This is a genomic window from Candidatus Hydrogenedentota bacterium (genome assembly GCA_019637335.1).
Lineage (GTDB): Bacteria > Hydrogenedentota > Hydrogenedentia > Hydrogenedentales > JAEUWI01 > JAEUWI01.
Map to the genome: position 1 here is coordinate 1 of JAHBVV010000024.1, position 27,000 is coordinate 27,000.

Below are 27,000 nucleotides of genomic sequence, written 5' to 3' on the forward strand. Positions count from 1 at the left end.
TGTCCGGATACCACATATTACAACTATGTTGATCCGCATTGTCCATGGCCTTCACGGATCGATGCATGAACAATACGAAGTCGGCTTGCATTAGGCTCTGAAAGCTAACGCCGCAGCCACTGGATCGTTGCTGGAGCAAATCGGATCTAATAGACAGGCGATTATTCAATTGCAGTCGACTCTTTCGATGATCGAGCGTTCTCATTTCCTGCCAAAAAATGTCGAAGGAGAGCATGTTCTCGTCTCCGAGATTACGAGGCCTTTCTACGTAGTAAAGTGTGTTCAGTAGGTGCGCAGTTGTCTCAAATTTCTCATTCTTGAGAAGGCAGGCGACTGCATATAGAAAGAGTTCTTGGATGATAAAGCGATAGACATCCAAGTGCCCATCATTCCACTGTTGGCAATTGATCGGCGGCTGCAAATAAGGCACCAAGGACTCGAAAAACCTATGAAGGAGGTCCGATGAGTTCCCGTCTTGCGTGTATCTTGCAAGAGTCTGAAACAGCTCGATAGCTTCGTTTCTGAATGGAAGAAACTGCTCAAGGGCATTGATCACAGCTTCATCAATAGGTTCTGGGTTCCCTTCGATACGTAGAATTTCGAGATTCTTCACAAGGGTCTCGAGATAGTCCTCGGTGATTACTCGCCACAACGCCTTCTCAGAACGTATGGCTTCCATGGCAGCTCTAAGTTTGGAGGATGTTCCGAGCGAAATTGGTGAGTCGTCGGTGATGTAGGCCGGTGCGCGACCAGGGTCTGGTCTTACGTGCAATGGTTTGTCAAACGCCCATCGCAGGAGTCGCTCAAAACCGCCAGCGTAATGCTCGTCGCTGAGGTCTATATAGAGCCGAGACTTGTAGTAGGACGGTAAGTAAGGGTTGCCTTCTTCGTCGCGTTCTGCAAGCACTGCGACGAATTTTCCTTGTTCCGTCTTTCCGTATAGTTCCGGTGTAATTATCTGCGCCTCGGCTCCGACACCTCCGCTTCGTCTGTCAGCCTTTTCCGCGTAGCCTTTGTCGCAGATCAGAAGGACTTTCTGGACATCTGGGTCGGAAACCATTCTTTCCATGAATGCGAAGGTGTCTTGCCCTTCTTTGAGGTCCCACTTGTCCAAGATGGCGTTTATGCCGTTTTCTTCAAGTGCAATGGCTAACTGAAGTACCCATTCTTCATGAGTTTCTGTGGTCCAACTGTAGGAAATGAATACCTTCGGCCTTCTGATCGGCATATATCCGCCCCTGTCATTACTTGTCGCTTTGGTGGAATTCAAAACTTAGAGTGCTTCGATGTGGCCGAGATTATACACTACTATGCCAAATTCACACTTAAGAGACTTCGTCCAGCACCCTGAAGAGCTAAATAGTGCGTAAGAGTGGGGCGATTCGGTTCACAACTACTCGACATCCTTCACGCACCGGAAGCCCGTCAGGTAGTTGCTGCTGTCGTCCACGGGCAGGTAGAAGCGGTGGGCGCAGCGCATGTGGGCGGGGTCGTTGAAGGTCGTGCCGCCCTTGAGCACTTTGTATTGCTCGCCGTATTTGTCGGAGGGGATGGGGTTGCCGGGGTAGGGCTTATACCAGCTGCTGGTCCATTCCATGGCGCCGCCGGCCATGTCGTAGCAGCCGTAGGGGCTCTTCGGTTTGGCGATGGTCTCGCCGATGCCCTTGTTTCGATCGTACTGGATGAAGGTTGGGTCGTAGCTGTCGCCCCAGGGGAACATGCGCCCGTCGATGCCGCGCGCGGTCTTTTCCCATTCCTGCTCCGTGGGCAGGCGCTTGCCGAGGGACTTCGCATAGGCGTCCGCCTGTTCCCAGGTGACGATCGCGGGGAAGTTCTCGCGGCCTTCGCGGAAGCTGTGCTCCGGGTCAAATTGCTTGAAGTCCGCGTTGCTCACTTCGTATTCGTCGATGAAGAATTCGCCCGTGGTGGCGATGTGCCGGGGGGATTCGTCGGCGTCGCCCACCTCGCTGCCCATGATGAACTCGCCCGCGGGCACGTGGACCATGCCGGCGGGGGGCTTGGGGGTGTCTTCGGCGAGGGCGGGAGCGGCGGCGAGGAGGAGTAGGGCGAGTAACGCGGTGAGTGATCGGGCTGGGTGTGAGCTTTTCATTTCGGCAATCCTTGAGGAGCGCGGGTTCTATCTCTTGGGTCAGTCGCCGCCGGAGCGGCTGGTTCGGCATGCCCACGGGGGACCGTGGGAACGAGTGAAAAACGTCGAAGAATATTCGTGTGAATTCGTGTCCATTCGTGGTTGAAAAAATCACCACGCGGGGTCGATGAACCCGTGGTAGCGCCCGAACCAGTAATTGCGGATGATCTCGGCCGCGTGGTTCTCCTGTTCCGCCTCCACCATCACGGTCGAGCCGTCCGCCTGCTCCACCGGGAAGGCGCTTTTCCAGCGGCGCATGCCTTCCATGCCCTTCAGCGCCTCGATCACCTTGGGCGTCACCGCCGCGCGATCGCCCGTGAGCGCCGCGTAGACCATGGGGAACCACATCTCGGGCTCCCGCGTATAGTCGAGCTGCGCCCAGGTGTACTGGTGGCGGTTGAGGGACATCGTGTACTTATTGATAAGCGACGGGTCCGTCTCGTGGGGTAGGAGTTGCAGAAAGCTCTTGCAGGCCAGCTTGTCGTCCCAGATCACATTCCACTCGTCCGGCCAGATGGTCTTGGCCAGGATCGCGTGGTCGTCGTAGCCGTGCTTCTCGATGAGCATGCGGTAGGCCGCGCGGTAGCGATCCTTGCCCGTGATGCGCCAGGTCGTCTTCAGGGCGGCGAGTATTTCCAGTGAATTCAGCGGCTGGCGCGGCAGGTCCGGACAGAAGTTGCCCCAGAGCGTCATCTTGTTGTCCACGTCCACCAGCTTGAAGTTGAAATCCACCACCCGGCCCACGAAGCGGTCCAGAATCCCCGCCACGATGGCCTTGTGCTCGTCCTCCACCGCCAGGTCGTAATAGAGCCCCAGCATGTAGCAAAGGTCCACAAACTTGTCGCTGCTCAGGTCGCCCTCCCAGCGGTAGCCCGGCATGGACGTGCTCTCGTGCCATTCAATCGGGAAGAAGTGGTGTTTCTCGTGCCAGAGGGGTTTGTCCGTCTTGTTGAACGACCGCGCGAAGACGCCCGGCACGCCGGTGACCTTTTCCAGCTTCTCGATGCCCGCGAGGATATCGTGACACTGCTGGCGGTGTTCCGGATCCTTCGTGATCGCGTAGCGGTAGCAATAGGCCGCCAGCATCTCGCCCGTCACCTCGATGCAGTCCTCCTGGCTCCCCACCAGCGGCGCCTCCGCGCCCACCGGCGGAAAGATGACGTGCTGCATGAACACGCCCTCGTTGATGTGGTTCCCGCGCATGAGCGCGTCGTACATCGCCACGCGCTTGTGCAGCGGGTCGTCCGGGGCGGGGAAGACGTTCACCTGCTGGGCCGGTGCGGCCAGGGAGAGTGTGCCTGCAAACAGCAGCAGGCTGTATTTGGAAAACATGGAGCTACTCCTCGAAATTGAATCGATAGCGTAGCATCGGGTTGATTGCGTCGGCAACGTAATCGGCCAATTGCGTCTTCCGGTTGCGCCTTTTGCTCGCTGTGGCGATATAAGGAGTAGAATTCAACACGAGTCGAATGTACAGGAACCCATTGTGAACGTGAACGATGCCGAGCTATTTGACCGCTGGCGGCAACGCCGCGACGCGGATGCATTCGCGGAGATCGTGTCCCGCCACGCGGACATGGTTTATGGGGCGTGCCTCCGCGTGTTGGGCAATGCCTCCGACGCGGAAGACGCGGCGCAGGAGTGCTTTGTAGCCCTCATGGGCTGCCGCCCGACGGTGCGCGGATCCCTCGCGCCGTGGCTGCACACCGTGGCGCGGCGGCGCGCGTTGGACCTGCTGAGGAGCGAGGGGCGTCGCCGCCGGCGCGAAGTGATATGCGTGGAGACGAGCGCGGCGGACGCGGAGGACGCGAGGTGCGACACGGCGGATCTACTTGCCTGGATCGACGAGGCCATCGATGAACTGCCCGAGTCACTTCGCACGCCGGTCGTGGAGCGCTTTCTGGCGGGGCGCACGCACCGGGAAATCGCCGTGGAGGCCGGGGTGTCCGAGGCCACCGTACGGCACCGTATTGGCAAGGGCGTCGAGCAGATTCGAAAGGCGCTCTCGCGGCGCGGGGCGAGCATGTGTACGGCGGCGTTAATTGGAATCCTGGGGACAGAATTGTCCGGGGCGGCCCCACTGGCATTGCGGGTTACGTTGGGAAAAATGGCAATTGCAACCCCGGGGACCGCAAATGCCGTCGCCTGGGCCGGCGCAGGAGGTTTGTTGATCGTGAAAAAGACCGTTGCCGCGGCGGGTATCGCTGCGTTCCTGGCCATCGCCGCTCTAACGGCGCTCGTCGGAATAAAGGCGCCGGAATCCCCTGAAAACAGGACGGAGACCGTCGGTGGAGGAAGTGTAACCGGCGAACCGACACCAACTGAATTGGCGCCGAATGCGGGGGCGTGGCTTTCAAACTTAGTTCCGGCGGATGCCGGCGATGAAGCCGCTGCCGATGCCGCGGAGCAAGAACGGTTGGAGCGCCTTCTCTTTCCGCAACTGGACGACAGCCCCTGGACCATCGAAGGTCGCGTGACGGATGCCCGGGCCATGCCCGTGCCGGAAGCTCTTGTCAGTGCCTTTCCGGTAGGCCGTTCCCCGCTGGAGACCACGCATACAAGGGCCGACAACCAGGGATACTACAAGGTGGGCCTGCACCGGGATGGGCTGTACCGCGTGTCGGCCCACAAGGGATTGATGAGCCCGGAGCGCCGCGACGAGGTGCGTGCGGGCAGCACCGGCGTGGATTTTGTCTTGCAGGAGATTGGCGCCGTCGCGGGCCGGGTCGTGGATGCGGATACCCGGAGACCCGTGACAAACTTTCGCATCGGGCACCTCGGGTTTCACGCCCGGGACCCGGCCGAGTGGCTGAAATTCCGGTCCTTCCATGATGACAACGGCGAATTCCGCCTGGAGCGCGTGGAAGCGGGCGAGGCGACGATTTTCGCGCGCGCGGAAGGCTACGTGCCCGCGCGCGCCCACGTTGACGATGTGCCCCCCGGCGGAACCCGGCGTGACGTGGTCATCGCACTGGAGCCGGGCCACGCCCTGGAGGGTATCGTGCGGGACCCCGATGGCGCGCGGGTGGACGGAGCGGAAGTCGTCGCCGACGACGGGGACTATCCGATACCGGGCCAGAATGGCCCAAAGGCGTGGACGGACAGCGAGGGCCAATTTCAATTCGCGGATCTGTCCGACAAGTCCTATACGTTCTACGCGCGCCACGACCGGTACGCCAGCGGCATTGCCACCGCGAACCCGGCGGAGAGTGACTTCGTGGAAATCGTGCTGGCCGATGGCGCGTCGGTGGAGGGCGTAGTGTCGCTCGGCGGCATTCCCGAAAGCGACGCTTCCATATCGGTGGCGGAAGAATCCGGCTTGCACCACGCGGCGCGATCCGACGCGGAAGGGTACTACCGGGTCCACGGCCTCACCCCCGGGACAGTCCGCGTTCAGGGCGGCATCGGCCCCGTCCAGAACCCGACCCGCCGCAGCCGTTCGGTCGAAATTGAGGTCCGCGCGGGCGAAGTCGCCGTGGCGGATCTGGACTTCCCGCCCGCCACGGCCTCGCTGGAAGGCAACATTTACGGCGTGGACATGGAACCCGCACAGGCCTCGATAACCGTGGTGGTCGATACAGGCGATGCACAAGAGCAATTTCACGCACCCCGCCAACAGGGCCATTACATCTTCGAGAAGCTCCCCGCCGGACCGGCGACCGTGCTCGCCCGCTGGGTCATGGACCACACCCTGGCCAAACGCGATTGGATTGAATTGGAGGCGGGGAAAGAAAACGTGCACGACGTCTATCTCGACACGGGTTACGCCGTAACGTGCGATGTGCGGGGCGTGAACCCGGAGATTGAGAAGGTGTGGCTTTTCGCCATCCCACGGGACAATTATCCGGTTGCAGCGGAGTCCGGCGAACCCGCAAACGCCGCCCTGGCGCGTGCCGCCGCGTCCCACACCATCGTGGGACCCGGGGAGTCCGTGAATCTCGGGGGCTTGGCGCCGGGAACGTATGTGATTGTGGCCTGTGGTCAGTGGTTGGATGTCGAAGGCGGCCCTGATAAGGAACCACCGGTTGTACAGCAGGAAATCACGCTTGATGGACAAACCAGTCAACCAACGGTTTCCCTGGTGTTGGAAGGAGGATGACCCGTGGGCATCCTCCTGAGACCGTGGCGGCAACTGTAAATCGACATCAGTGATCCGTGCCGCCATCGTTCTATAGGCCGTTGCCCTCCGCAGCCGATCTCAGCTGCTGGCCCCGGAAAAAACAGTGGAAATGGCCTCCCACCGTATGCTATGCTTTTCGACACCTTAAGGCGGTGTAGCTCAGTTGGTTAGAGCATCGGAATCATAATCCGAGTGTCCGCGGTTCGAGTCCGTGCACCGCTACCATAACAATACCAAGGACTTACGACATGTTCGTGAGTCCTTTTTCTATGCCCGAAATGGCCCCGTGTGACAATCCTGTGACAACTGCGGCTTGCCACGGGCGATGGACGCGGATGGGCGGAGCGGTTGCGTTACACGGAGGCGCGCCATTGTCTCGCTTCTCGAATGAGATGGCGTTAATTCTGGATTTTGGTTTACCTCAGAATTTGCTTGAACTTTGTTCGGTATTGGTGTACTTTTAGCCGTTGCCTAAAGCCTTGGCGGGCGTGTGGCGCGGTTGCCGCCGCCGGGCCGGGGCGGATCTGGCGTGAAAGGTTGCCATGCTTTCTGAGGCCGTCGAGGATTACCTCAAAGCCATTTACACCATTGCGGATGGTGAGACTCCGGTCAGTACGTCGGCGATTGCGGCGCGCCTGGGGGTTGCGCCGGCATCGGTGACGCAGATGCTGAAGAAGCTGGCGGAGATGAAGCCGCGGCTGGTGATCTACAAGCGCCACCACGGAGTCCAGCTGACGCCGCAGGGGGAGAAGGTGGCGCTGGAGGTGATCCGGCACCACCGGCTGGTGGAGCTTTTCCTGCAGGAGGCGCTGGGGATGAGTTGGGACGAGGTGGACCGGGAGGCGGAGCGCCTGGAGCATGTGGTGTCGGAGGCGCTGGCGGACCGGATGGCGGAGAAGCTGGGGCACCCGGAGTTCGACCCGCACGGGGATCCCATCCCGACGAAAGGCGGGACCATGCCGGCGGGGGAGGCGTTGATGAATCTGATCCAGATCCCGGTGGGGCAGGCGTGCATCGTCCGCCGCGTGTGCGACGACGACTCGGAGGTCCTCCGGTATGTGGCGAGCCTGGGGATCGTGCCGAAGGCGCGGATTGTCCTGACGGAGAAGGCGCCATTTGATGGGCCGATTTATGTCCAGGTGGATTTCAATGGCGCGGCGCAGGTGCATGCGCTGGGCCAGCGGGTTGCGAGCCAGGTGTTCGTTGCGCCGGTGGCGGAGGGGAGCGGGTAGCGCGGCCGTATCGCGCGGTGGGAGATCGGCGTGATGTCTACGCTGAGTGTGATCATGATTGTGAAGAACGAGGCTGCGATGCTGGGGGAGTGCCTTCGCGGCGTGGCGGACATCGCGGATGAGGTGGTGGTGGGGGATACAGGCTCGACGGACGATACGGCGGCTATCGCGAAGTCTTTCGGCGCGCGCGTGCACACCGTTCCCTGGGAAAACGACTTCGCGCGCGCGCGGAACCGGACCATCGAACTTGCCTGGGGCCGCTGGCTATTGCACCTGGACGCCGACGAGGTGGTCGATCCGGAGAACGCGGCGCGCATCCGCGAGATCGTCGACACGGACACGGAATCCGATGCCGTCGAGGTGACGCTGGCGAACTACTGCAACGACGTCCGGGCGTGGCGCTGGGTGGCGTCGCCGCCCGGCAGCCCGTACAGCCGTCACTTTTCAGGCTACCTACCGGTAGGGTTGCTGCGGCTTTTCCGCAACCGCCACGGGATCGAATACCGCGAGGCCGTGCACGAAAACATCACGGCGAGCGTGCGGGAACTGGGCGGGGTGATACGCTCCTCCTCCATCCTGATCCACCATTACGGCTACGAATGCGGGGAGGCGCGGCGGCTGGAGAAGGCGCATTTCTACTTGGATCTGGCGCGGCGCAAGGTGGCGGCGTCTCCCGAGGACGTCAAGTCCCTGCACGATCTGGCGGAGGCGGCGCTGGCGTGCGGTGAGACGGGCGAGGCGGAGCTGGCCTGCCGGCGCGCGCTCGGGGCCGACCCGGCGCACGTGGGCGCGGCCACCGCGCTGGCCAATATCTGCCTGAACCGGGGCGATTTGGACGAGGCGCGTGCGCTGCTGATGTCGCTGGAGCGGGCGGGCCACACCGAGCCACACATCCAGACGGCCCTGGGCGCCACGGCGCTGCACCGGGGGGCGTTGGACGAGGCCGAGCGGCGGCTGCGGGACGTATGCCGGGCGCATCCGCCCGCGCCGGTGGCGGCGCTGTATCTTTCGCGGGTGCTGGATTACGGGGGCGACGGCGCCGGGGCCCTGACCGTTCTGCGCGATCTCTCGGCCCGCATGCCGGCCCTGGAGGAGGCGGGGCGGCGCATTCGCGCGCTGGAGGCGCGCCAGTCGGGCGAGGAAGCGTATACGCGGGGCGAGGCGCGGGCGGCCCTGCGGTGTTTCGTGGCCGCGCTTCAGGAGGATCGCGAGGATGCGCTCGCGCACAACGGCGCGGGCGTCGCGCTGCACGCGCTCGGGCAGTGCGCGCAGGCGCGGGACGCGTTCATGCGTGCGCTCCAGCTTGCGCCGACCTTTTCCGAAGCGCGCCAGAACCTGGAGGTCTGCTAATCGCCCCCGTCCGGGTACAGGGTGGCCAGGCGTTCATCGATCTGCGCGCGGGTGGCGACGACGGGGGTGACCCGGCATCCGCTCGCGAGCTCCACATCCTCCATGGCGATCAGGTCAAGGGGGTTCACCATGGCGACCGTCAGCACGCCCTCGTCCTCGCGTAGCGGCAGGCAGTGGTGGAGGCGCACCACGTGCGGGCTTACCATCGCCAGGGCGCGCGGGTCGGGATTGGCTTCCCGCACATCATGGTACGGCAGCCGCAATTGCGCGGCGAGTATTCGGGCGACCAGCTCCTCGCCCGCGAAGCCGTGCTGCACCGCCAGCGCGCCAAGCCGCTTGTGCGGATCCGCCGCCTGCTCCTTGAGCAGGGCCTTGAGTTCCGGCTCCGTGAGCACCCCGAGATCAATCAGGATCTCGCCCATGCGTCGCTTGTGCCCGCGCGCGTCGAAGGCGTCAATGCCCGCGCCGTCGCGCCCGCCCTCGGCGCCGCCGGGCGCCGGCTCCCGAAGCGCGCGGATTGTCTCTTGCGCCGCCGCGTAGTCCTCTTGCAGCGATTCGAGGGCGGCGCGCAATGCCGCCGTTTCATCGCGCGCGGCTTGCTCGGCGAGGTGGGCGCGCGATTCCTCCAGCGATGCGGAAAGCGCCGCAACCTGGCGGCTGGCCTCGTCGCGTTCCGATTCCAGCGCCGCAGCGCGCTCTGCGGCCTCGTCGCGCGCCTGGATGAGTTGTTCTCGTTCCGCGCGGGCCTCTTCGTCCTGCGCGCCCTGCTGTTCGAGGCGCTCGCGCAGCTGTTGGAGTTCGCTTTCGAGGTTGTTTGCGCGCTCGGCGGAATCGTCGCGCGCCAGTATCAGCTGCTCGCGTTCGGCGCGGGCCTCTTCATCCAGCGCGCCCTGCTGTTCGAGGCGTTCGCGCAGCTGTTGGAGTTCGCTTTCGAGGTTGCTGGCGCGTTCGGCGGCCTCGTCGCGCGCCTGGATGAGTTGTTCTCGTTCCACCCGGGCCTCTTCATCCAGCGCGCCCTGCTGTTCAAGGCGTTCGCGGAGTTCCTGGAGTTCACTTTCGAGGTTGCGTACGTGCTCGGCGGCCTCGTCGCGCGCCTGGATGAGTTGTTCTCGCTCCACCCGGGCCTCTTCGTCCTGCGCGCCCTGCTGTTCAAGGCGTTCGCGCAGCCGGCTGATCTCGTTTTCGAGGGCCCGCTGTATTTCTTCCGCCTCCGCCTGAACCGCGGCGAGGCGCGCTTCGTGATCGAGGTCGGCCTCCTCGTCCGCGCCCGGCAACGCCAGTCGGCCGGATTCCAGCAGCCGGTCCAGATGGCTCCGGGCGGATCCGATTTGCGCGGACAGCTCCTCGTGCGAGCGCGACAGTTGCGTGCTCCAATCGTCGATGAAGACGTTCAGGCGGGCGTAGATGTCGTTGCCATTTTCAGACAAGGGAGAGTCCTTCCGATCCGGGCGCAATTCCAGCGTACACGCGATCCGGCCAACTTGGATTATAGAAAGGCCCGGGGGAATCGTCAAGGGCGGACGCAAACGCGCCGGCGGCCTCAGACGTAATAGGTCCGGATATGCTTCTGGATTTCGCTGCGGGCCGCGACGCAGGGTCGAATCTGCATGGAGGACGCGATGTGGAGGTCCTCCAGCGCGATCAGGTCGAGCGGGTTGGCCATGGCCACCGTCAAGCGCTGATCGGTGAAATTGAGCGGAAAGCAGACATGGCGCCGGGCGAGGTGTGCGGGGATCTTGCTGAGGGCGCCTTCGCGCACAAACTCATTGGCGAGTACGACGTAGGGCAGGGAAAGCTGTGCGGCCAGCGCCTGCGCGATGGCGTCCTCGGTGGTGTAGCCCAGATCCACCAGCAGCGAGCCCAGCGGTTTCCGGTGATCCCCCCGCTGTCGCTCCAGCGCGTTTATGAGCTGGCGCTCGGAGATCAGGCCGGCGAGCGTCAGGAGTTCGCCCATGGGCACGCGTTTGCGGCCGGCGGAGTTCGCGGCTTCCAACAGGCGCTGGTAGTACGCCGGTATCGAGGCGCGATCCGATATGGGCGATTCCTGAACGAAGGCCTGGATGTCCTGGAACTTGATGCCGTCGCGCCGCGCGGGACCAGCCGATTCTGGCGGGGTCTCCGGCGCGCCCGCCAGCATTTGCAGCGCCGCGATTTCCGCCCGCTGCGCATCGATCATGCGCGCCAGGAGGTGGGTGTCGGGAAGGTCCGGGTCCGGTGCGTCATCCTCGGGCAGGTGGATGGATGCGTCCCTGCCCCGGTCCGGCAGCAGGATGCGCAGGTCGCGGACGACATTCTCGCCCAGGGCGCAGGCCCGGTGCAGCTGTGTGGCGGCCGTGGCGAGCGTGCTTTCGAGCTCGTCCAGTTGCGAGGCCATTTCCCGGAGGGCGCGCACGGGATCCAGCGGGGCCTGGCCGTCTCCGCCCGATGCGCGCGCAACGTCTCCGGCGCTGAGCGGGCGGCAAGCTTGCGAGAGTTCCACGAGGCGTCGGAGCGCGTGATAACTCTCGTGGGCATTCGCCAGTATGGGAACGGCCCGGTGTTGCGCCCGTGCGTTCCAGGCCGCGAGGGCTTCCTCCAGCATATGGGATGATAAGGGTTCTTGTTCGCGCATGGCTGCTCCACGGGCGCGCGGCGGCGCCTCCCCGACTCTCCCGGATTATAGGAGGCGCGGGCCGGCGCTTCAAGGGCGCGCGGCCATGGTATACTCCCGCATGAGGCGATTCGCAGCCTGGATCAGCGCGGAGAGGAAGGGATTGTGACAGAAGCGAGCGACGAGCGAACCATCGAGCGGCGATCTACGGCGCGGGAGCCCATTCACCGGCGCGTGGTGTTTTCGGGGGTTCGCGGCGAGGGGATGCTGCGCCAGGGCGTCGCGCTGGATATCAGCGCGGACGGTCTGCTGATTCACACGACCCAGCCGGATGTAATCGGGCGGCACCTCGAAATTGAGTTGCACTCGGGCGACGCCGTGGCTCCCGGCCACATTTCGATGGTGCGCGCGGAGGTGGCCTGGGTGCGCTCGCTGTCTGAAAAGAACCTTTACGCGATGGGGGTTCGCTTTCTTCAGGCCGCCCCGCCCACCGAAAACACCGGCGCCCGCTTTCACGTCGCGGGGCGGCAGGAGTCCGCCCGGATTGCGGAGGAAGTTCGCCGGAGCCTGGAGGCGGCCGGGCCGGGTGTCGAGTTTGAACTGAGCGCCGCCGCGCGGAATAAGCAGCGTGCGCGGAAAGCGGACCGCCGCAAGTCCCGCACTCTGGTGTGGATGTTGTTACTGCTTCTCTTCGCGCTGCTGGTCATGCTGCTGACCTGGGGTTTGCTCTGGCGGCTCGGCGTCGCTGGCAGCCCGCCCGCCGAGGCGGCGTCGGGGCCTGCCCTGGAGTCCGAAATCAGGGGCGCCGCGTGGGCTCTGGATGGACCCGAGGCGGCTTCGGCCGATCAATTGCCCGCCGATCCTCCGGTGGAGGCCGCCGTATCGATGGACATGCTCGAAAGCGGCGATGCGGGCGCACTGTTGAGCCGGGGCGGTCATTGGCTCGCGGAAGGCGACTTCCCGGCCGCGGCCCGCGCGTTTGCGTCGGCCCGGGATGCTGGAGACGCCACGCCCGTGGAACGCTACCTCGCGGAACTGGGCGAGGCGGAGGCCCTCGCTCGGTCGGGGCGGACCAGCGAGGCGCTTGCCTTGCTGGAGCGCCCCTTCGGCGATCTCGCGGCGGTGCCGGCGGCATGGCGCGCGGTGCGCGAGGCCTTTCGGGATGGACTCCTTCTGGAGCCGGGCGCGGACGCCGCCCGGGCTCCCCTGGCGCGCGCCTTCGACATCGCGCCGGCGGGGGAATTGGCCGATGCCCCCACCGCCGATCCGGTATCGGGCGCGGCGGCGGGTGACGGTGGCGCGCGGATCGAGGTGGACGCGGCGAACTACCTGCTCACGGTCCTGGTCGACAACGTGATTGAGGCCGTTTATCCGGTCGGCCTGGGCGCGCAGGATCGCACGCGTCCCGGAGAGTACACCATCGTGAACAAGATACGGCATCCCGACTGGTACAACGGCGGCGACGTGGTGCCCGCCGGGGATCCGGAGAACCCGCTGGGGTCGCGCTGGCTTGGCCTGGGTGATGAAAGCGGACCGACGCCGCTGGGCATTCACGGCACGGCGGATCGGGAATCAATCGGGGGCAACCTGAGCCGCGGCTGCATCCGGATGCGTCCGTCCGATGTCGAGGCGCTTTTCGATCGCATCCCTATTGGAACGCCGGTCACCATTCGCGCAGGCTGATCTAAAAGAGCGAGATGAAGCCCCGGATTGCCAGGAAAAGGAAGAAGGCGACGCCGAGGCATCCGAGCAGGCAGCAGCCGGAACCGTCGCCCGTCCGCTGTACGCGGATTGTGCGGCCCCAGGCTTGCCCCGAAAAGGGCTGCTGGTGGGCCGGATTGAAGAACGGGTCGTTCTCGTAGTCCTCGGGCGGCGGATCGGGGTCGTTCAGGGCCTCGGCGCGCACGTCAATCACTTGCGCAGAGGCGGTCACCGGAACCGGCACGTCCACGTTGCAGGAAGGGCAGGGAATGATAATGCCGGCGGCGGTGTCCGGGAGTTGCAGGAGGGCGTTACAGCGGGGACAATGAAACTCGATCAAAATGTTCTCTCTCTTGCTTCTCGGGATTCTTACTCGGGCGGTGTGTTGTTGTAGCCCGCGACATCGAAGGACTGGCCGGCGGCTTCGGGATAGACCGTGTTGTCCACGTACACCACATTAAACACTTCGGCGTCATCGGGCAGCAACGCGTCAAAGGTGATGCGAAGCATTGGCCCGAACGCGCCATACGGCATGGGTTCGCCGGGGTCGCCCGGCGCCGTGAAATCCAGGGTCAGCTGGTTGCCCGGCCCGGAAACGGGCGCCGCCAGGTCCCAGCCCGCCAGCAACCCGAAATTGGATTCATCCACCACCTCCACACCGAAGCCGTATGCGCTGCCCAGCGTAATCTTGAAGCGGCGTATGTTCCGGGGCACGTAGTCGGCGCGCAGGAAAACCGTCGTCGCGGTCAGGCTATCGGAAGTTATGAAGCGCAGTTTACCACGGAGGACGCCGTCGCCGACATAGCGCGTGGGCACATAGTCCGTCTCGGCGGTGTAGCGCGCGGTGTCGCTTCCGAGCGTCAACATGAAGCCGGGCCGGAAGGGCTCGCTGCTGCGGGCAAGCGTCGCCCAGCGGATGTTGTACTGGCCGTCGAGCTCGCGCACAATCCGGCGGAACGCGTCCTCCAACTGCGCCACGGACGCCGCGGCGAAAAGCTGGCCGCGGGTATTGCTGGTCAGCTGGATCAGGCCCGCGTCGACCTCCTCCTCCCCGAAATCCACCGCGAAGATGCGCACGCCCCGCTGTTGCGCGGCGTTGATGACGTCGTTGGCCGTGCTGAAGCTGGACGTGTCGCCGCCGTCCGTGAATACGATGAGATAGCGGGATTCGCGGCCCGCGTTTTGCGTGCTGAAGCTCCGAATGGCCGTGAGCAGCGTATCGAAGAGCCGGGACGCCCCGGCGAATCCCTGCACGTATTCCCCCTGGATTCCGGCGATGGCGCTGTTCAAATAGCCGCGATCCACCGTAAAGGGAACGACTTCGATGGCGTCGCGATCCTCGCGGTGAAACTCCGTCACGCTCACGAGCGCGTCCTCGTTCAGCGCGGGCAGGAATACGCCGGTCGCCGCCCGCTCCATGGCGCCGATCGCGCCCGGCGATCGCTGCATCGAGTCCGTGTAGTCCAGCACGAGCGCCGCGCGCAATTGCCGCACGGCGCCGCGCACCATCTGCACGCCCGTTTCCCCCGGCAGCGTGCGCCCGTTCTCGCGCGCGACCACCGTGAAGTCCCTGGGATCGCGGATGATCGCGTTGCCCCGCCGGTCGCGCAACGTGAACGAAAAGTCGACGAGATAGGGCGCGGAGTAAACCGCCGCGACGTTCTCGACGCTCATGTCGCTGCACGAGCCGCTGGCGGTCTGCCGCACGGTGACCGGAATGGACCGGGAAACGACACCGCTGCCGGAAAACACAATCTCGCCCATATGCGTGCCCGCCGGCAGGCACGATCGATCAATCTCGACCTGGATATTCTGCTTCGCAAACGGCCCGTTTTCCGTCGGCGGCGCGGGGCAAACCACCCGGCGCACGTTGGGCACGATCCAGTCGTCGTGGGACAGCACCAGGTCGACCCGGCCCGCGCCCGGGTTGTTGTTCCAGACCATGAAGAAGGCCGGGTTCGTATCCGTGCCGAAGTCCAGCGATTCCTTCGAGAATTCGATAGCCTCCTGAGGACAGCCCGCGGCGAGAATCGCGACTCCGGTGATGGCTGCCCCCCGCGCAAATGATTGAAATCGCGTCATGTCTGTGCCCTTGCATTCAGGTTTTGCCGGCGCCGGGGCGGCCCCCGGCGGCGGACGCGACCGGGACCCCGATTCACACGTTATCATATACCATAACGGCGGCGTTTCGTTGCTTTTCCATGGCCCCGGGCGCTATACTGAGGGGCCTTGTACCGGCGTGTGGTCTGGACGCTCCCGTTCGGATTCCGCCCGCCGGTCGCCCGCGTCGCCGGGCGCCGCGCCGGTGCGCGCGGCGAGCGGCCTTGCCCTCCTCTTGCCTCTTGGGAGCGACCATTCTACGGTCCAGCCGGGCGGGATAGACACGACACAAGCAGTAATCGGCGCAAACCGCCGGGAACCGTTGCAGGAAAGAAAGACCACGCCATGATTATCGTAATGGCCTCGCGTGACAAAAAAGATGTCGATCACGTTATCGAGAAAGTAGAAGCCTTCGGGTACCGCGCGCATGTCATCGAAGGCGTGGAGCGGACTGTTATCGCCGCCGTGGGTGACGAGCGGGGCAAGGAGCGGCTTGCCGCGCTGGAAAGCCTCGCGCATGTGGAGAAGGTGGTGCCGATTCTGAAGCCCTTCAAGCTGGCGGGCCTGGAAGTGCGTCAGGAGCGCTCGGTCGTGCAGTGCGGCAACGTGAAGATCGGCGGCGGGCACTTCTGCATCGTGGGCGGGCCGTGCTCGGTGGAGTCGCGGGACCAGATCATGGAAACCGCGAAGGCCGTGAAGGACGCGGGCGGCAATATGCTGCGCGGCGGCGCCTACAAGCCGCGGACCTCCCCCTACAGCTTCCAGGGCATGGAAGAGCAGGGCCTTATTCTGCTGGAAGAGGCCGGTAAGACCTATGGGCTGCCGGTGGTGACCGAAGTGATGACGATTGAGCAGGTTCCGCTGGTGGAGAAACACGCGGACATGTTCCAGATCGGCGCGCGCAACATGCAGAACTTCGGGCTCCTGAAGGCCGTGGGCCGCTCGCGCAAGCCCGTGTTCCTCAAGCGCGGCATGGCCTCCACGATCCAGGAATTCCTGATGTCCGCGGAATACGTCATGTCCGAGGGCAACCCGAACGTGGTGCTCTGCGAGCGCGGCATCCGGACCTTTGAAACCGAGACGCGGAACACCCTGGACATCCACGCGGTGCCGGTGCTGCAGAAATACACGCACCTGCCCGTGGTCGTGGATCCGAGCCACGCGGCGGGCCGCTGGGACATCATTGCGTCCATGTCGCGCGCGTCGGTGGCGGCCGGGGCCGATGGCCTGATGATCGAAGTGCACCCGCGTCCGGAAGAGGCCTTTTCCGACGGCCCGCAGTCGCTGCGCCCGGCGAAATTTGCGGCGCTCGTGAAGGAATTGCAGCCGTTTCTGGAGCTTATGGGCCAGAAGATGGGCTGAGCCCTCGGACGCGGGCGGCATGGCCGCCGGCCGGGGCGTAACGGACGCAGGCGCGAGGGAACTCATGGCAGCACCCGAAGACGAGATGGACGCGGTAACCGAGGCGGAACCCGAAGCGGCGACGCCCGCCCCGGACGACCCGGAAGCCGAGGGGCACGCCGAGGACGCGGACGGCGAAGAGGAACTGATCTCCTTCGAGTCCATGAGCCGGGAAGAGTCCCGCCAGGCGCTGTATGCGCTGCTGTTCGCGAGCGATCGCCCCATGAGCGCGGGGCGCCTGGCCGAGGCGATCAGCCCGGATCTGGACCCCGAGATCGTGAAGACCCTGCTGGAAGAACTGCGGGAGGAGCTCGCCGGGCGCGAAGAGTTGCCCTACTTCCTCAAGGAAATCGGCGGCGGCTACCAGCTGATGACCAAGGCGGCGTATGCGCCGTTCATCCGACGCCTGTTCCAGATCAAGAAGAGCAAGCGCCTCTCGAAGGCCGTGCTGGAGACGCTGGCGATCATCGCCTACAAGCAGCCCACCACGCGCGCCGAAGTGGAGGCGATCCGCGGCGTCAGCGTGTCCCACGCGTTCGACCAGCTACAGGAACGCCACCTGATCAAGGTGGCCGGCATCTCCGACGCGCCGGGGCGCCCCAAACTCTACCGCACAACGGACGAATTCCTCATGCAGTTCGGCCTGGGCAGCCTCAAGGAACTGCCGACCCTGGAAGAGCTCCAGGAAACCCGGTAGGGCCCGTGGAGCGGCTCCAGAAATACCTGGCCGCCTGCGGCGTCGCCTCGCGCCGCGCCTCCGAGGCCCTCATCGAAGCGGGACGCGTCACGGTCAACGGCGAAGTGGCCGCGCTCGGCTGCAAGGTGGATCCCGCCGCCGACACCGTGCTCCTCGACGGGAAGCCGGTGGGGGAGGAGGCGCCGGTCTACCTCCTCCTCAACAAGCCCCCCAACACCGTCACCACCGCAAAGGACACCCACGGTCGCAGGACCGTGCTCGATTGCCTCCAGGGCCTGGCCGCGCGCGTCTTTCCCGTCGGGCGGCTCGACCTGGACGTCGGCGGCGTGCTCCTGCTCACCAACGACGGCGAGTTGGCGAACCGCCTCATCCACCCGCGCTACCAGATCCCGAAAGTGTATCTGGCCTGGGTCTGGGGCCGCGTGGGGGACGACGCCATCGCGCGCCTGGAGGCCGGCGTGGAACTGGAGGACGGCGTCACCGCGCCCGCGAAGGCCCGCGTCATGAAGCACACCGCCAAACAGAGCCTCATCCGCCTCCAGATCCACGAGGGAAAAAAGCGCGAGGTCAAGCGCATGTGCAAGGCCGTCGGCCACCCCGTCGCCAGCCTGGTGCGCGTCGAGTTCGGCGGGATCCGGGTGGGGGATCTGAAACCGGAGGAATGGCGCCACCTGACCGAGGAAGAAGTGGCCACGCTGCGGCGAAAGACCGGGCTGTAGGGGGAGAAATACGCGCACAGTTGCTGCTCGTGCAATTTCGCTGCTGGCGTGGATGCGGCGTGCGCGGCCTGGAGCGCCGGCATCCCTGCCGGCATGAGGGCGTCGGCCCACAGTTTTGCCTTGCTGTCGTTCAGGGGAACTCCAAGACAAACGAGCACGGCCATACACCCGTGCAGCAAATGCGACTGAATGCTATACTGATTGACATGAAGTCCAAGGTGTTCATAGAGAGCAGCATATTCGACTATTCCACGTATCGTTATCGGCGCAACCTAGCGGATGCGGCGCGTCACCTGATAACCTTCGCGTGGTGGGAACAGGAATCCTCCAATTTCGAATTGTTCACGCTGGGGCCCGCGGAAGGCGAGCGGGGCGCAGCGCCGGATGATTGCGTGTCTGCCATTGTGGAGATTGATGCTTCGAGCGAAGTGCACGAGTTGGCGGACGCGCTCCAAGCCGCCAATGCTCTTCCTGGCGCGCCCGATATCGACGTGCTGCACATTGCCGCCGCTGTCGCGAATAGCGCGGACTTCTTAATGACATGGAAAGTGAAGACCATCGCCAGTGCGCATTATCGGAAGAAGATTGCCCGGGCGTTGGATTCGTTGGGCTACAAGCGCCCGGAAATCTGTACGCCCGAGCAGCTTACCCAGGGTGGAGAACTTACTTCCGACCCGATAATTGATGAGGTGCGTCGAGTACGCGCGCAAATTTGTCAGGAGTTCAACAATGACATTAACGCCATGGCCGAGTATTTCCGCAAAAAGGAGCAGGAACACCCGGAGCGGCTGGTGTCCCTGCCGCCAAAGCGCACGAGGCAGCGTGCGGCGGCGCAGGAATCTCCCGAAGGATACGAGGAGGGCTGAACGCCTCCTCATTGACTGGCGGACAGATTTCAAGCCGCCACATCAACGCCGCACTGAGTCTTGTTTTAACCTATGCGCATGAAGTAGACCCCTGTCAGATTGTGATCTAACTGCTGTCAATCTCCCAACGCCTCCAATTCGCTGAACAGCTCGGGGGCGCGCCGGGTCACGGGCCAGGAATCCGGGTACCGTTTAAACTCAACGTGCCCATCCATGTACAGGACATTTGCGCCGCCGGGCATATGGTTGAACGTCAAAACGCCTGGCTGGCTCCCCACCCGGTCCCACATGATTGGTATCATCGACTGTATTCTTGCGCCCGCCCCGGGATCGGTGTTGTCGGTAACGAAGAGCCGTTCCACACCCTCCCGCAGCCGGTAAAATCTATCGGAACCCATGGAGCCGCGGCCCGGGGGCGCTTCGAGATCCTCGTCGAAGGGCAAACCCTGCGCTACGCGCTCCCGGTAGACCTCCGTAAAGGCCTCAAACTCGTCCTCGCTCGTGATCACATAGCCGAAGTAAATGTAGCTCTGATCGCCGAAGGCCATGTCCGGACCCGGATTCATCCGCGCCTGTTGCGCATCACTCGGGCAGATGAGGGTAGACAAATCCAGCAGGAGCTCGGGGTACACTTCCTTGAGCGACAACATCAGCACCCCCGGTTCGGAGGAAAGTTGGGGAAAGTACTCACCCTTCGATTCGTTGGCGTACATCTTTAAGACCAAACCCATCTGCTTCAAATTGTTCTGGCACGCCGCGCGCTCGGCCACATCCCGCGCTCGTGACAGGGCGGGCATCATGATGAAGATGAACATCAATACCACCGGCAGCAGCAGCGCAAACAGCACGCCCGTAACGATCCCGGAGATCGCAAGCCCCCTTCCGGCCAATTGTCCCCGGGAACTGCTGATTCTGGTTAGCGCGAGAATGCCGCAGATGATGGCCGGAATCGATGTGAGAATCGTCAGGAACAGGGACAGTATGCCCAGGACCAGGCTGGCGATGGCGAGTCCACTCGTTCTCGGCGCGGAAGCGCCCGGGGGGAGAGGCGGCGGCGACGGTGGAGACGAATTCATGGGTTAAGTCCTCTTCTGTTGTGCGGTCACGTCGGAGCAACAACAGCCACGCCGCAACCGGAACTAAGCCCTACCGCCGCGCGGCCTTCTTTCGCATGTCCAGATATTCGGGGTAGCGCCATTCGTGATCCGGGTTGCGGGTATAGGGCGTAGGCACGGCGTCGTGTTCACGGGTTAGTTGTTCGAGGATGGCGGGGTCGGCCAGTGGATCGGCGGTTTCCTTTTGCCAGGCGGCGAGCGCGTCGAGCAGGCGCGCCTTCACGGGCGCCAGCGCCGGGTCGCCCGCGCGGTTGTTCCACTCGTGCGGGTCGTTCGCGAGGTCGTACAGCTCGATGGGCGGGGCGTCAAGCCAGGTCGCGTACGCTTCCCGGACCGGCTCCGGGGCCGCGCCGATGATGGCGGGGGTTGCGTAGGTGCGCTGGGTCGGCGGATCAAGCTGGGTGAAGGCGTGCGCAATGGGATTGGGCCGGTCCCGCAGGAGGTTACCGATGAGCTTGTAGCGGGCGTCCCGGATGGTTCGTTGCGGGAAGTACAGCGGCGGATAGTGGCCGTGATACTCGGTGACGAGGTACTCCCGCCACGGGTACAGCTCCCCGCGCAACAGCGGCCGCAGGGAGCGCCCAGCCAGGGGGGTGGATGAATCGATGCCGGCGGCGTCGAGGATCGTGGCCGCGATATCAAGGCTGCTGGTGAGTTCGTCCCGCGTCAGGCCCGATTTCGAGACGCCCGGCCAGCGGATCAGCAGCGGCACGCGCAGGGCGGAATCGTAGCTGGCCAGTTTCCCGCGCGGAAACTGCGCGCCGTGGTCGCCGAGGTAGATGACCAGCGTATCGCTGTCCCGCCCCGCCGAGGCCAGCGCCTGAAGCAGCAGGCCGATGCCGGTGTCGAGCCGCGACAGGCAGTTGTAGTAGTCCGCCTGCGCATCTCGAAGGGCCGGCGTTTCCAGCCCCACCCACGGTAGCATCGCCACTGCGTCTCCGGAGATCGGGTTCTCCGGCAGGCCATGGCTCTCTCGAAGATAGGGCAGGTGCGCGTCCGCGAAGTTCACCATGAGAAGGAAGGGGCCCTGGCCGGCGCGAAAGAATTCCGCGGCGCCCTCGGCGACCTGGCGAACATCGCGCGAGGAGAAGCTGTTGGCGATGCGGCTTCCCAGGCGGAAGTCGAAGGGAAAGGCGCTCTCGGGGTTCACGTGCAACTTGCCGATGAGCCCCGTCCGGTAGCCCGCGCCCTTGAGCAGCGCGACGATATTCGGGACCTCCGGGAATTGCCTGTACTGATGGGTCGCGAGGCCGATCTGGCCGTTCTGATGCGGGAAGAGGCCCGTCAGCAGGGCGGACCGGGATTCGCTGCAACTGGCGGTGACGACGAAGGCGCGGTCAAAGCGGACGCCCGCTTCGGCCAGCGTGTCCAGGTTCGGCGTGCGGGCGAAGGGATCGCCGTAGCAGCCCAGTTCCGGGCCATTGTCCTCTGAGGTGATCAGCAGGACGTTCGGGGGTGCGCCCGCCGCGTGGTGGGAAACGGCGCCCAGGAGCACAAGCGAACACAAGGCGAAACGAGGCAAACCGGACACTGTTCTTCTCCGAGGGGGTTGAGAGCGCTCACTGCCTGATCCGAATGCTGCCGGGGGCCGCCCGAACCCAGATGGTACACGTCCGACCCCGATACATGTAAAGTCGGCTGTTTATTCAAGATCGTTGGGGCTTGCCCGAGTTGCCCCTGTGTGGTGGTGTAGTTGGAGTTGGGGAGATGTTGCAACCTTCACGGGCAAGGCCTCTTGGCCTTGACTGTGGCACACCGGGGTGGTACAGTCCTGGAGCTGGAAGGTTGGGTGCCACGGTCAAGCCCGGTAGGGCTTGCCCCTGGAGTTTCTACCTTTTGGGGGCCAGGTTAACAGTTCGTTCTTTCTCTATCGTACAGTTTTTTTCTTCCTCGTCGCTTCTTCCGCGCCTGCATAAGTCGGTCATTACAAATAATGCTTGACAGACCGACTCTATTGTGCTTTAATCTTGTCAGGTAGACAGGAGAATTGCACGATGAATGATGAGTTGCGCGATACGATATTGGAGGCTATGGAACAAGGCTTGGATGCGCAGCTTCGGGCAGTGCGCCGGTTGCGCAAGGGAGAAGATCCCCAAGAGAAGCTACGGCCCAGAAAAGGTAGGTCGCAAGTAGATATGGCGTATGACATACTTTTGAAGGCCGGTCAGCCCCTTCATGTCAGTGAGATTCTGGAGCGCATTGACAGGGCCTTTGGGGTTGGCGTGGATCGGGAAAGCCTGGTCTCTTCGCTTACCAAGAAGGTGGCCCGGGGGGACCGCTTTGTCCGCACGGACAAGAATACCTTCGGGCTCGAAGGGGGCAGGCGATGAGTCTCTTACACGAGTGGCTCGACATTACTGCCCGCTGGCGCGACGCTTTTACCCAGGAGCGCACTGCGGTGCGCGCGGTGCGGCAGGGACTGGGGTCTCTGGTATGTCTGGGGCGGCGCACGATCACGCGGGCGCTTTGGGCCTGTGGCCGGGAAAATCTGCCGTGGCAAGCCGAGTATCACCTGTACGGGCGCGCCAAGTGGGACCCTCAACAGCTTTTTGACCCTATTTGGGATGGGGCATTGCCCTTGTGCGGAGGCCCGCTCGTGGGCGTTGCCATCGACGACACCAAGCTGCATAAGACCGGCCGGTGTATTGTCCAGGCCTTTCACCAGCGCGACCCCCTGTCCCCGCCCTTCCATACCAACCTCATTCTGGGCTTGCGCTTCTTGCAGGCTTCTCTGCTCGTGCCGCTGCACCACGCCGGCCCCTTCAGCTGCCGCGCACTGCCTGTGCGCTTCGAGGAGTCTTCCCCCGCCAGAAAACCCGGCAAGAGGGCAAGCGATGAAGACTGGGAAGCCTACAAGCAAAGCCGCAAAGAGAATAACCTCTCGACCCATTGCGTGAAAATGATAGGCAACTTGCGCGCCAGCCTGGACGCCGCTGGCGCCACGAAGAACATCCTGGTCGCGTCCCTCGATGGCAGCTTCTGCAACCGCACCGTCTTCGGGGCCGAACGCGACCGCACCCAACTCATCGCCCGCACCCGCAAGAATGCCAAATTGTGCCATCGCGCCCCGGAGGGCTCACGGCGCTTCTATGCCCAGGAGAAATTTACCCCAGAGCAAGTACGCCAGGACGACACCATCGCCTGGGCGACCACGAAAATATTCTACGGCGGCAAACGCCGGAAGGTCCGCTACAAGGAGATCAAGAACCTCTACTGGCAAGGCGGCGCGCGCCGACTCCCCCTGCGCCTCTTCGTCGTCGCTCCTACCCCGTACCGCAAGCGAAAAAGCAGCAAGCGCTACTACCGCCAGCCGGCTTACCTGCTTTGTACCGATATGGTTCACGCCGCCCAAAGACTACTCCAGATCTACTTCGACCGCTGGCAGATCGAAGTCAACCACAGAGAAGAGAAAGACACCCTTGGCGTCGGCCAGGCCCAGCTCTGGAACCCAAACTCCGTACCCAAACAGCCCCCGCTGGCCGTCGCCGCCTACAGCGCGCTGCTACTGGCCGCCCTCAAGGCCTTCGGGCCCGAGCGAAATGGCAAATACGCACCCCTCCCACGATGGAGAAAGCACGCGACACGCCCATCGTGCCTCGACCTAATCACATTGCTGCGCAAAGAGATGGACGAACAGCCCCAATTGCTGCAACCACTCGGCATAAACACGTCAAGAACAAAAATGGCAAGCGCCGCAGCTGCGTGATAAGGTAGAAACTCCAGGGTCAAGCCCGGTAGGGCTTGCCCGTGTGGGGCCGTATCGTGGCTCGGAGTTCTATCACAGGAGGCCTGGGAATGACGGACCAGATTCACCGGAAGACCCGAAAGGTCATCAATGCTCCGGGCGAAGCGCACGAACTGACCTTCTCCTGTTTCCGCAGGCGAAAGTTTCTGTCCAGGAACAGGACCAGGGAGTACTTCATCACCGCCGTACAGAACGCCAGAAGGACACACCACTTTCATCTCTGGGCCTATGTGCTCATGCCGGAACACGTACACATTATCGTGTTCCCGCTCGAAGAAGAGTACGACATGGGCGATATACAAAAGTCTATCAAGCAGTCCGTTTCACGGAAGGCGATGGAGTACTTGCGGCGGGAAAACCCGAGGGGCCTGAGGTTGCTGGAGACGGGGCAACGGAAGCAGCCGTACGCGTTCTGGATGGGTGGAGGCGGCTATGACCGGAACGTGATATATCCCGAGACGTTGCAGTACATGGTGGACTATACTCACAACAATCCTGTCCGCAGGGGATTGGTTGACGACCCGGGGGCCTGGTATTGGTCCAGCTTGCGGGAGTGGCAGGAGGAGGGTTCGGGGCCGCTGTCCCTGGATTTGGAGTCCTTTCCCTTTCCACGGCTGTAGGCCAACTCAAGATAGCCGGAGATTCATTGGCAACGTTCACGGGCAAGGCCTCCTGGCCTTGACCGTGGCACACCGGGGGGGGTGTAGTTGGGGTTGGGGTGGTTGTTGGAGGCTCTCACGGGCAAGACCTTATGGCCTTGACCGTGGCACCCCTGAGTGGTGGTGTAGTTGGAGTTGGGGTGGTTGTTGGAGCCTCTCACGGGCAAGGCCTTATGGTCATGACCGTGGCACCCCGGGATGGTGGTATTGGGATTGGGCTGATGTTGGAGGCTCTCACGGGCAAGGCCTTGTGGCCTTGACCGTGGCACCCCGGGGTGGTGTAGTTGGAGTTGGGGTGGTTGTTGGAGGCTCTCACGGGCAAGGCCTTGTGGCCTTGACCGTGGCACACACGAACATCATCCAAGCTTCACTGGCATCACCCGTGCTCTACCAACATCATCCAAGCTTCACTGGCATCACCCGTGCTCTACCAACATCACCCATGATTCACCAGCACCACCCCAGCTTCACCAGCACCACCCGGGTGTGCCACGGTCAAGCCCGGTAGGGCTTGCCCGTGTGATCCACCCATTCCAACTACTCCACCGGCAGCCACTGCACCGCGTCGGCGATGACGTAGCCTCCGGCGTCGGGGGTGCTGACGATCTCGACCACGGCGGACTCGCTTTCGAACGGGAATACGCCCAGAGAAACGAAGGGCGCATGCTCGCCCGCCTTTTCGCGCTGATTCATGCGCTTCTCCTGGACGCCGTCGGCCGCATGGATTCGGATGAGGGCGTTCGTGGCGCGGTTGGGGTTGGCGGTGTAGGAGACACGCACTTCGTAGTTTCCGGCGGCGGGCAGTGTGGCAGTGTAGATTACGCGGTTCGCCGGATTGCCCGTCTCCCCATCGTGGAGATAGCCGAAGCCCAGGTAGGGCGTCACGCCGCTCGACATGCTCCAGTTCCCGATGACCCGGGCGGTGTCCGAATCCACCACGACGCCGGGGTAGTCCGACGGCCGCGCGAAATCGGCCATGGCGTCCTCCTGGTGGAGGATCGCGCCGCCCGCAAGCAGTTTCTCCTGAAGTGCGGCTATGTCAATATCCTGCACGGCGACCCCGGCCTCAATCGCCAGACTGGCGGCCGTTCCGATGGCCTGGCCGATGATCATGTACTGCGGCTCCATGCGCATGCTGGAATAGGCCACGTGCGAGGCCGAAAACGTGCTTCCGACGAGTAGATTGGCGCATTCGCGCTTCTGCGGCACGAACGCGAAGTAGGACATGTCGTAGGGCTGCACGCCCACCTGCATGTCGCCCTCGTTCAGTGTCGAGGGCGTTCCCGGTGGCCACAGGGGCGATTCCGTCGCGGGGATCCGCTGGACATGGTGCGAATCGGAGTTGTACGACGCCATGCCGATGCTGTCGTCCTTGTGGCGGTTCTCCTGGAGGTCGCTCTGGCGCTGGACATAGGCTCCGATCATGCGCCGGGACTCGCGGACGTACAGCTGGTGCGGCCAGTTGTTGGTGTCCGTGAATTCGTCCTTCGCCAGGCCCCAGGAGCGCGTTTCCGCCTGCAACGCCGCCGGGACGGACGGGTCATTCGCCAGGAAGTAGAAAAAGCCTTTTACATAGCGCTCATGCTCCGCGACGATGGCCTCCTGCTCCGCATAGGTCCCGTTCGGATAACCCCAGCTCCCGCCGATGAAGTCCGTGGAAATCGGGCCGTTGTTGTTCGTGTCGGTCTTGCCGTTGGGCATGTGCACGGGATTGCAGATCTCGGCGAACGTCGTTTCCGGGCGCGCGGCCAGGTAGCGGCGGAGGAGTTCCCACTCCGCCGGGTCGTAGCCGTCGGGCATTGGCCAGGCCACGCGGTTCTTCGGGTCCTGCGTCATGCAGAGCCGGAAGTTGTACGCCTGAACCTTGCGGTCGGCCTCGCCCGGAACGCCCGCGTCGCCGCCATGGATGAGGGGCAGCAGGTTCCCTTCGCCGTCGTAGGGGTCCACGGGCACGGAGAACTGGTGCTTCGGACTGTACTCAATGCGGCCTGCGAGCGATTCGCCATACTGTTCCCGGCTTTCGCGGCCCCAGGTAAAGGAAATGCCCGCCAGCGGCAGGAAATCGCCCTCGTAGGAGCAGTCGATGAATACCGGCGCGGCGAAGATCCAGCCATTCAGCAGGGTAACACGATCGATCCGGTCGCCCGTGCGCTCCACGCCGCCGAGCCGGCTGCCGAAATAGCAGTCGACGCGCGCCTCGCGCAGCCACTTCCGCAGCACGCGCTCGCCCTGGTGCGGCTCGAAGTACCAGGCGATCTCCTCGCCATAGTGATCGCCGAGCTCTTCGTAGAACGCGCGCGCCATGCCGCCGATCACCTGCTTCCGGCCGAAATCCGTCGCGCCCAACCCGCCGGTGGTCATGCCGCCCACGTGATGGCGCGGTTCGATTAGCGCGACGGAGCGGCCCTCGTTCGCCGCCGCCACCGCCGCCGCGACGCCGCCCGCCGTGGCGCCGTAAACCACGACATCGTACTGGTGGACGGGGCGGTCTACGGGTGTGGCGACCGCGGCCGCGGAAAGGGTGAGGGGAAGCAGGAAGAGGGCGAGATGTTTCAT

The 27,000-nt window shown here is 63.7% G+C and carries 21 protein-coding genes and 1 tRNA gene; 12 read left to right on the plus strand and 10 right to left on the minus strand.

Translation table 11 applies throughout. The features are described 5' to 3' along the window. The 3 genes from KF886_20380 to KF886_20390 form a co-directional block, all read right to left on the minus strand. Positions 1–1,228: TIR domain-containing protein (locus tag KF886_20380; protein ID MBX3179718.1), on the minus strand; the 1,228-nt coding region annotated here is incomplete at its 3' end. Positions 1,229–1,393: 165 nt separating this feature from the next. Further along, positions 1,394–2,110, minus strand: coding sequence for an SUMF1/EgtB/PvdO family nonheme iron enzyme (locus KF886_20385; GenBank protein MBX3179719.1), 717 nt, complete (start codon positions 2,108–2,110; stop codon positions 1,394–1,396). A gap of 150 nt (positions 2,111–2,260) precedes the next feature. Beyond that, positions 2,261–3,481 (minus strand): hypothetical protein, encoded by a 1,221-nt coding sequence (locus tag KF886_20390; GenBank protein MBX3179720.1) that lies wholly within the window; start codon positions 3,479–3,481, stop codon positions 2,261–2,263. A 154-nt stretch (positions 3,482–3,635) separates the two neighbouring features. On the opposite strand from KF886_20390, the gene KF886_20395 reads away from it, so the two are divergent. The 4 genes from KF886_20395 to KF886_20410 all read left to right on the plus strand — a co-directional run bounded on the left by KF886_20395 (position 3,636) and on the right by KF886_20410 (position 8,851). Next, positions 3,636–6,248, plus strand: coding sequence for a sigma-70 family RNA polymerase sigma factor (locus tag KF886_20395; protein ID MBX3179721.1), 2,613 nt, complete (start codon positions 3,636–3,638; stop codon positions 6,246–6,248). Between the two features lie 169 nt (positions 6,249–6,417). Further along, a tRNA-Met gene (locus tag KF886_20400) sits at positions 6,418–6,494 on the plus strand. A 317-nt stretch (positions 6,495–6,811) separates the two neighbouring features. Then, positions 6,812–7,501, plus strand: a complete 690-nt coding sequence (locus tag KF886_20405; GenBank protein ID MBX3179722.1) for a metal-dependent transcriptional regulator — start codon at positions 6,812–6,814, stop codon at positions 7,499–7,501. A gap of 33 nt (positions 7,502–7,534) precedes the next feature. Then, positions 7,535–8,851, plus strand: coding sequence for a glycosyltransferase (locus KF886_20410; GenBank protein ID MBX3179723.1), 1,317 nt, complete (start codon positions 7,535–7,537; stop codon positions 8,849–8,851). Here KF886_20410 and KF886_20415 read toward each other — a convergent pair. Both KF886_20415 and KF886_20420 read right to left on the minus strand, forming a co-directional pair. After that, positions 8,848–10,278 (minus strand): hypothetical protein, encoded by a 1,431-nt coding sequence (locus KF886_20415; GenBank protein ID MBX3179724.1) that lies wholly within the window; start codon positions 10,276–10,278, stop codon positions 8,848–8,850. The genes KF886_20410 and KF886_20415 overlap by 4 nt on opposite strands. 113 nt (positions 10,279–10,391) lie before the next feature. Continuing rightward, the gene (locus KF886_20420) at positions 10,392–11,462 is read right to left on the minus strand and encodes a hypothetical protein (GenBank protein ID MBX3179725.1); all 1,071 of its coding nucleotides are present in this window, start codon (positions 11,460–11,462) and stop codon (positions 10,392–10,394) included. A gap of 144 nt (positions 11,463–11,606) precedes the next feature. Between KF886_20420 and KF886_20425 the strand changes: the two genes are divergently transcribed. After that, complete coding sequence (locus KF886_20425) at positions 11,607–13,124, plus strand: L,D-transpeptidase family protein (GenBank protein MBX3179726.1); 1,518 nt, start codon at positions 11,607–11,609, stop codon at positions 13,122–13,124. A gap of 1 nt (position 13,125) precedes the next feature. Here KF886_20425 and KF886_20430 read toward each other — a convergent pair whose 3' ends face one another. Beyond that, the gene (locus KF886_20430) at positions 13,126–13,482 is read right to left on the minus strand and encodes a hypothetical protein (protein MBX3179727.1); all 357 of its coding nucleotides are present in this window, start codon (positions 13,480–13,482) and stop codon (positions 13,126–13,128) included. A gap of 29 nt (positions 13,483–13,511) precedes the next feature. Further along, positions 13,512–15,224, minus strand: a complete 1,713-nt coding sequence (locus tag KF886_20435) for a VWA domain-containing protein (protein MBX3179728.1) — start codon at positions 15,222–15,224, stop codon at positions 13,512–13,514. 363 nt (positions 15,225–15,587) lie between these two features. On the opposite strand from KF886_20435, the gene aroF reads away from it, so the two are divergent. From aroF to KF886_20455, 4 genes are all read left to right on the plus strand, one after another. Beyond that, complete coding sequence (gene aroF / locus KF886_20440; protein ID MBX3179729.1) at positions 15,588–16,604, plus strand: 3-deoxy-7-phosphoheptulonate synthase; 1,017 nt, start codon at positions 15,588–15,590, stop codon at positions 16,602–16,604. Positions 16,605–16,806: 202 nt separating this feature from the next. Continuing rightward, positions 16,807–17,340 (plus strand): SMC-Scp complex subunit ScpB, encoded by a 534-nt coding sequence (gene scpB / locus KF886_20445; protein MBX3179730.1) that lies wholly within the window; start codon positions 16,807–16,809, stop codon positions 17,338–17,340. 5 nt (positions 17,341–17,345) lie between these two features. Next, the gene (locus KF886_20450; protein MBX3179731.1) at positions 17,346–18,059 is read left to right on the plus strand and encodes an rRNA pseudouridine synthase; all 714 of its coding nucleotides are present in this window, start codon (positions 17,346–17,348) and stop codon (positions 18,057–18,059) included. A 20-nt stretch (positions 18,060–18,079) separates the two neighbouring features. Beyond that, positions 18,080–18,925 (plus strand): hypothetical protein, encoded by an 846-nt coding sequence (locus tag KF886_20455; protein ID MBX3179732.1) that lies wholly within the window; start codon positions 18,080–18,082, stop codon positions 18,923–18,925. 116 nt (positions 18,926–19,041) lie between these two features. Here the strand turns inward: KF886_20455 and KF886_20460 are convergent, their stop codons facing one another. Both KF886_20460 and KF886_20465 read right to left on the minus strand, forming a co-directional pair. Further along, a complete protein-coding gene (locus KF886_20460) occupies positions 19,042–20,001 on the minus strand; it encodes a DUF4190 domain-containing protein (GenBank protein ID MBX3179733.1) in 960 nt (319 codons plus the stop codon). A 70-nt stretch (positions 20,002–20,071) separates the two neighbouring features. Continuing rightward, on the minus strand, positions 20,072–21,571 hold the full coding sequence (locus tag KF886_20465; GenBank protein ID MBX3179734.1) for a sulfatase: 1,500 nt from the start codon (positions 21,569–21,571) through the stop codon (positions 20,072–20,074). A gap of 463 nt (positions 21,572–22,034) precedes the next feature. Between KF886_20465 and KF886_20470 the strand changes: the two genes are divergently transcribed. From KF886_20470 to KF886_20480, 3 genes are all read left to right on the plus strand, one after another. Further along, complete coding sequence (locus KF886_20470; protein ID MBX3179735.1) at positions 22,035–22,370, plus strand: hypothetical protein; 336 nt, start codon at positions 22,035–22,037, stop codon at positions 22,368–22,370. Continuing rightward, positions 22,367–23,746 (plus strand): transposase, encoded by a 1,380-nt coding sequence (locus tag KF886_20475; protein ID MBX3179736.1) that lies wholly within the window; start codon positions 22,367–22,369, stop codon positions 23,744–23,746. The genes KF886_20470 and KF886_20475 overlap by 4 nt, the downstream gene beginning before the upstream one ends. 89 nt (positions 23,747–23,835) lie before the next feature. After that, the gene (locus KF886_20480; GenBank protein ID MBX3179737.1) at positions 23,836–24,405 is read left to right on the plus strand and encodes a transposase; all 570 of its coding nucleotides are present in this window, start codon (positions 23,836–23,838) and stop codon (positions 24,403–24,405) included. A 576-nt stretch (positions 24,406–24,981) separates the two neighbouring features. Here the strand turns inward: KF886_20480 and KF886_20485 are convergent. Next, positions 24,982–27,000, minus strand: a complete 2,019-nt coding sequence (locus tag KF886_20485) for an FAD-dependent oxidoreductase (GenBank protein MBX3179738.1) — start codon at positions 26,998–27,000, stop codon at positions 24,982–24,984.

Excerpts from the sequence above, each read along its gene's own strand:
- KF886_20420 (MBX3179725.1), bottom strand. The coding sequence starts at position 11,462 with ATGCGCGAACAAGAACCCTTATCATCCCATATGCTGGAGGAAGCCCTC.
- KF886_20460 (MBX3179733.1), bottom strand. The coding sequence starts at position 20,001 with ATGAATTCGTCTCCACCGTCGCCGCCGCCTCTCCCCCCGGGCGCTTCC.
- KF886_20385 (MBX3179719.1), bottom strand. The coding sequence starts at position 2,110 with ATGAAAAGCTCACACCCAGCCCGATCACTCACCGCGTTACTCGCCCTA.
- KF886_20390 (MBX3179720.1), bottom strand. The coding sequence starts at position 3,481 with ATGTTTTCCAAATACAGCCTGCTGCTGTTTGCAGGCACACTCTCCCTG.
- scpB (MBX3179730.1), top strand. The coding sequence starts at position 16,807 with ATGAGCCGGGAAGAGTCCCGCCAGGCGCTGTATGCGCTGCTGTTCGCG.
- KF886_20470 (MBX3179735.1), top strand. The coding sequence starts at position 22,035 with ATGAATGATGAGTTGCGCGATACGATATTGGAGGCTATGGAACAAGGC.
- KF886_20410 (MBX3179723.1), top strand. The coding sequence starts at position 7,535 with ATGTCTACGCTGAGTGTGATCATGATTGTGAAGAACGAGGCTGCGATG.
- aroF (MBX3179729.1), top strand. The coding sequence starts at position 15,588 with ATGATTATCGTAATGGCCTCGCGTGACAAAAAAGATGTCGATCACGTT.
- KF886_20405 (MBX3179722.1), top strand. The coding sequence starts at position 6,812 with ATGCTTTCTGAGGCCGTCGAGGATTACCTCAAAGCCATTTACACCATT.
- KF886_20435 (MBX3179728.1), bottom strand. The coding sequence starts at position 15,224 with ATGACGCGATTTCAATCATTTGCGCGGGGGGCAGCCATCACCGGAGTC.
- KF886_20480 (MBX3179737.1), top strand. The coding sequence starts at position 23,836 with ATGACGGACCAGATTCACCGGAAGACCCGAAAGGTCATCAATGCTCCG.
- KF886_20475 (MBX3179736.1), top strand. The coding sequence starts at position 22,367 with ATGAGTCTCTTACACGAGTGGCTCGACATTACTGCCCGCTGGCGCGAC.
- KF886_20485 (MBX3179738.1), bottom strand. The coding sequence starts at position 27,000 with ATGAAACATCTCGCCCTCTTCCTGCTTCCCCTCACCCTTTCCGCGGCC.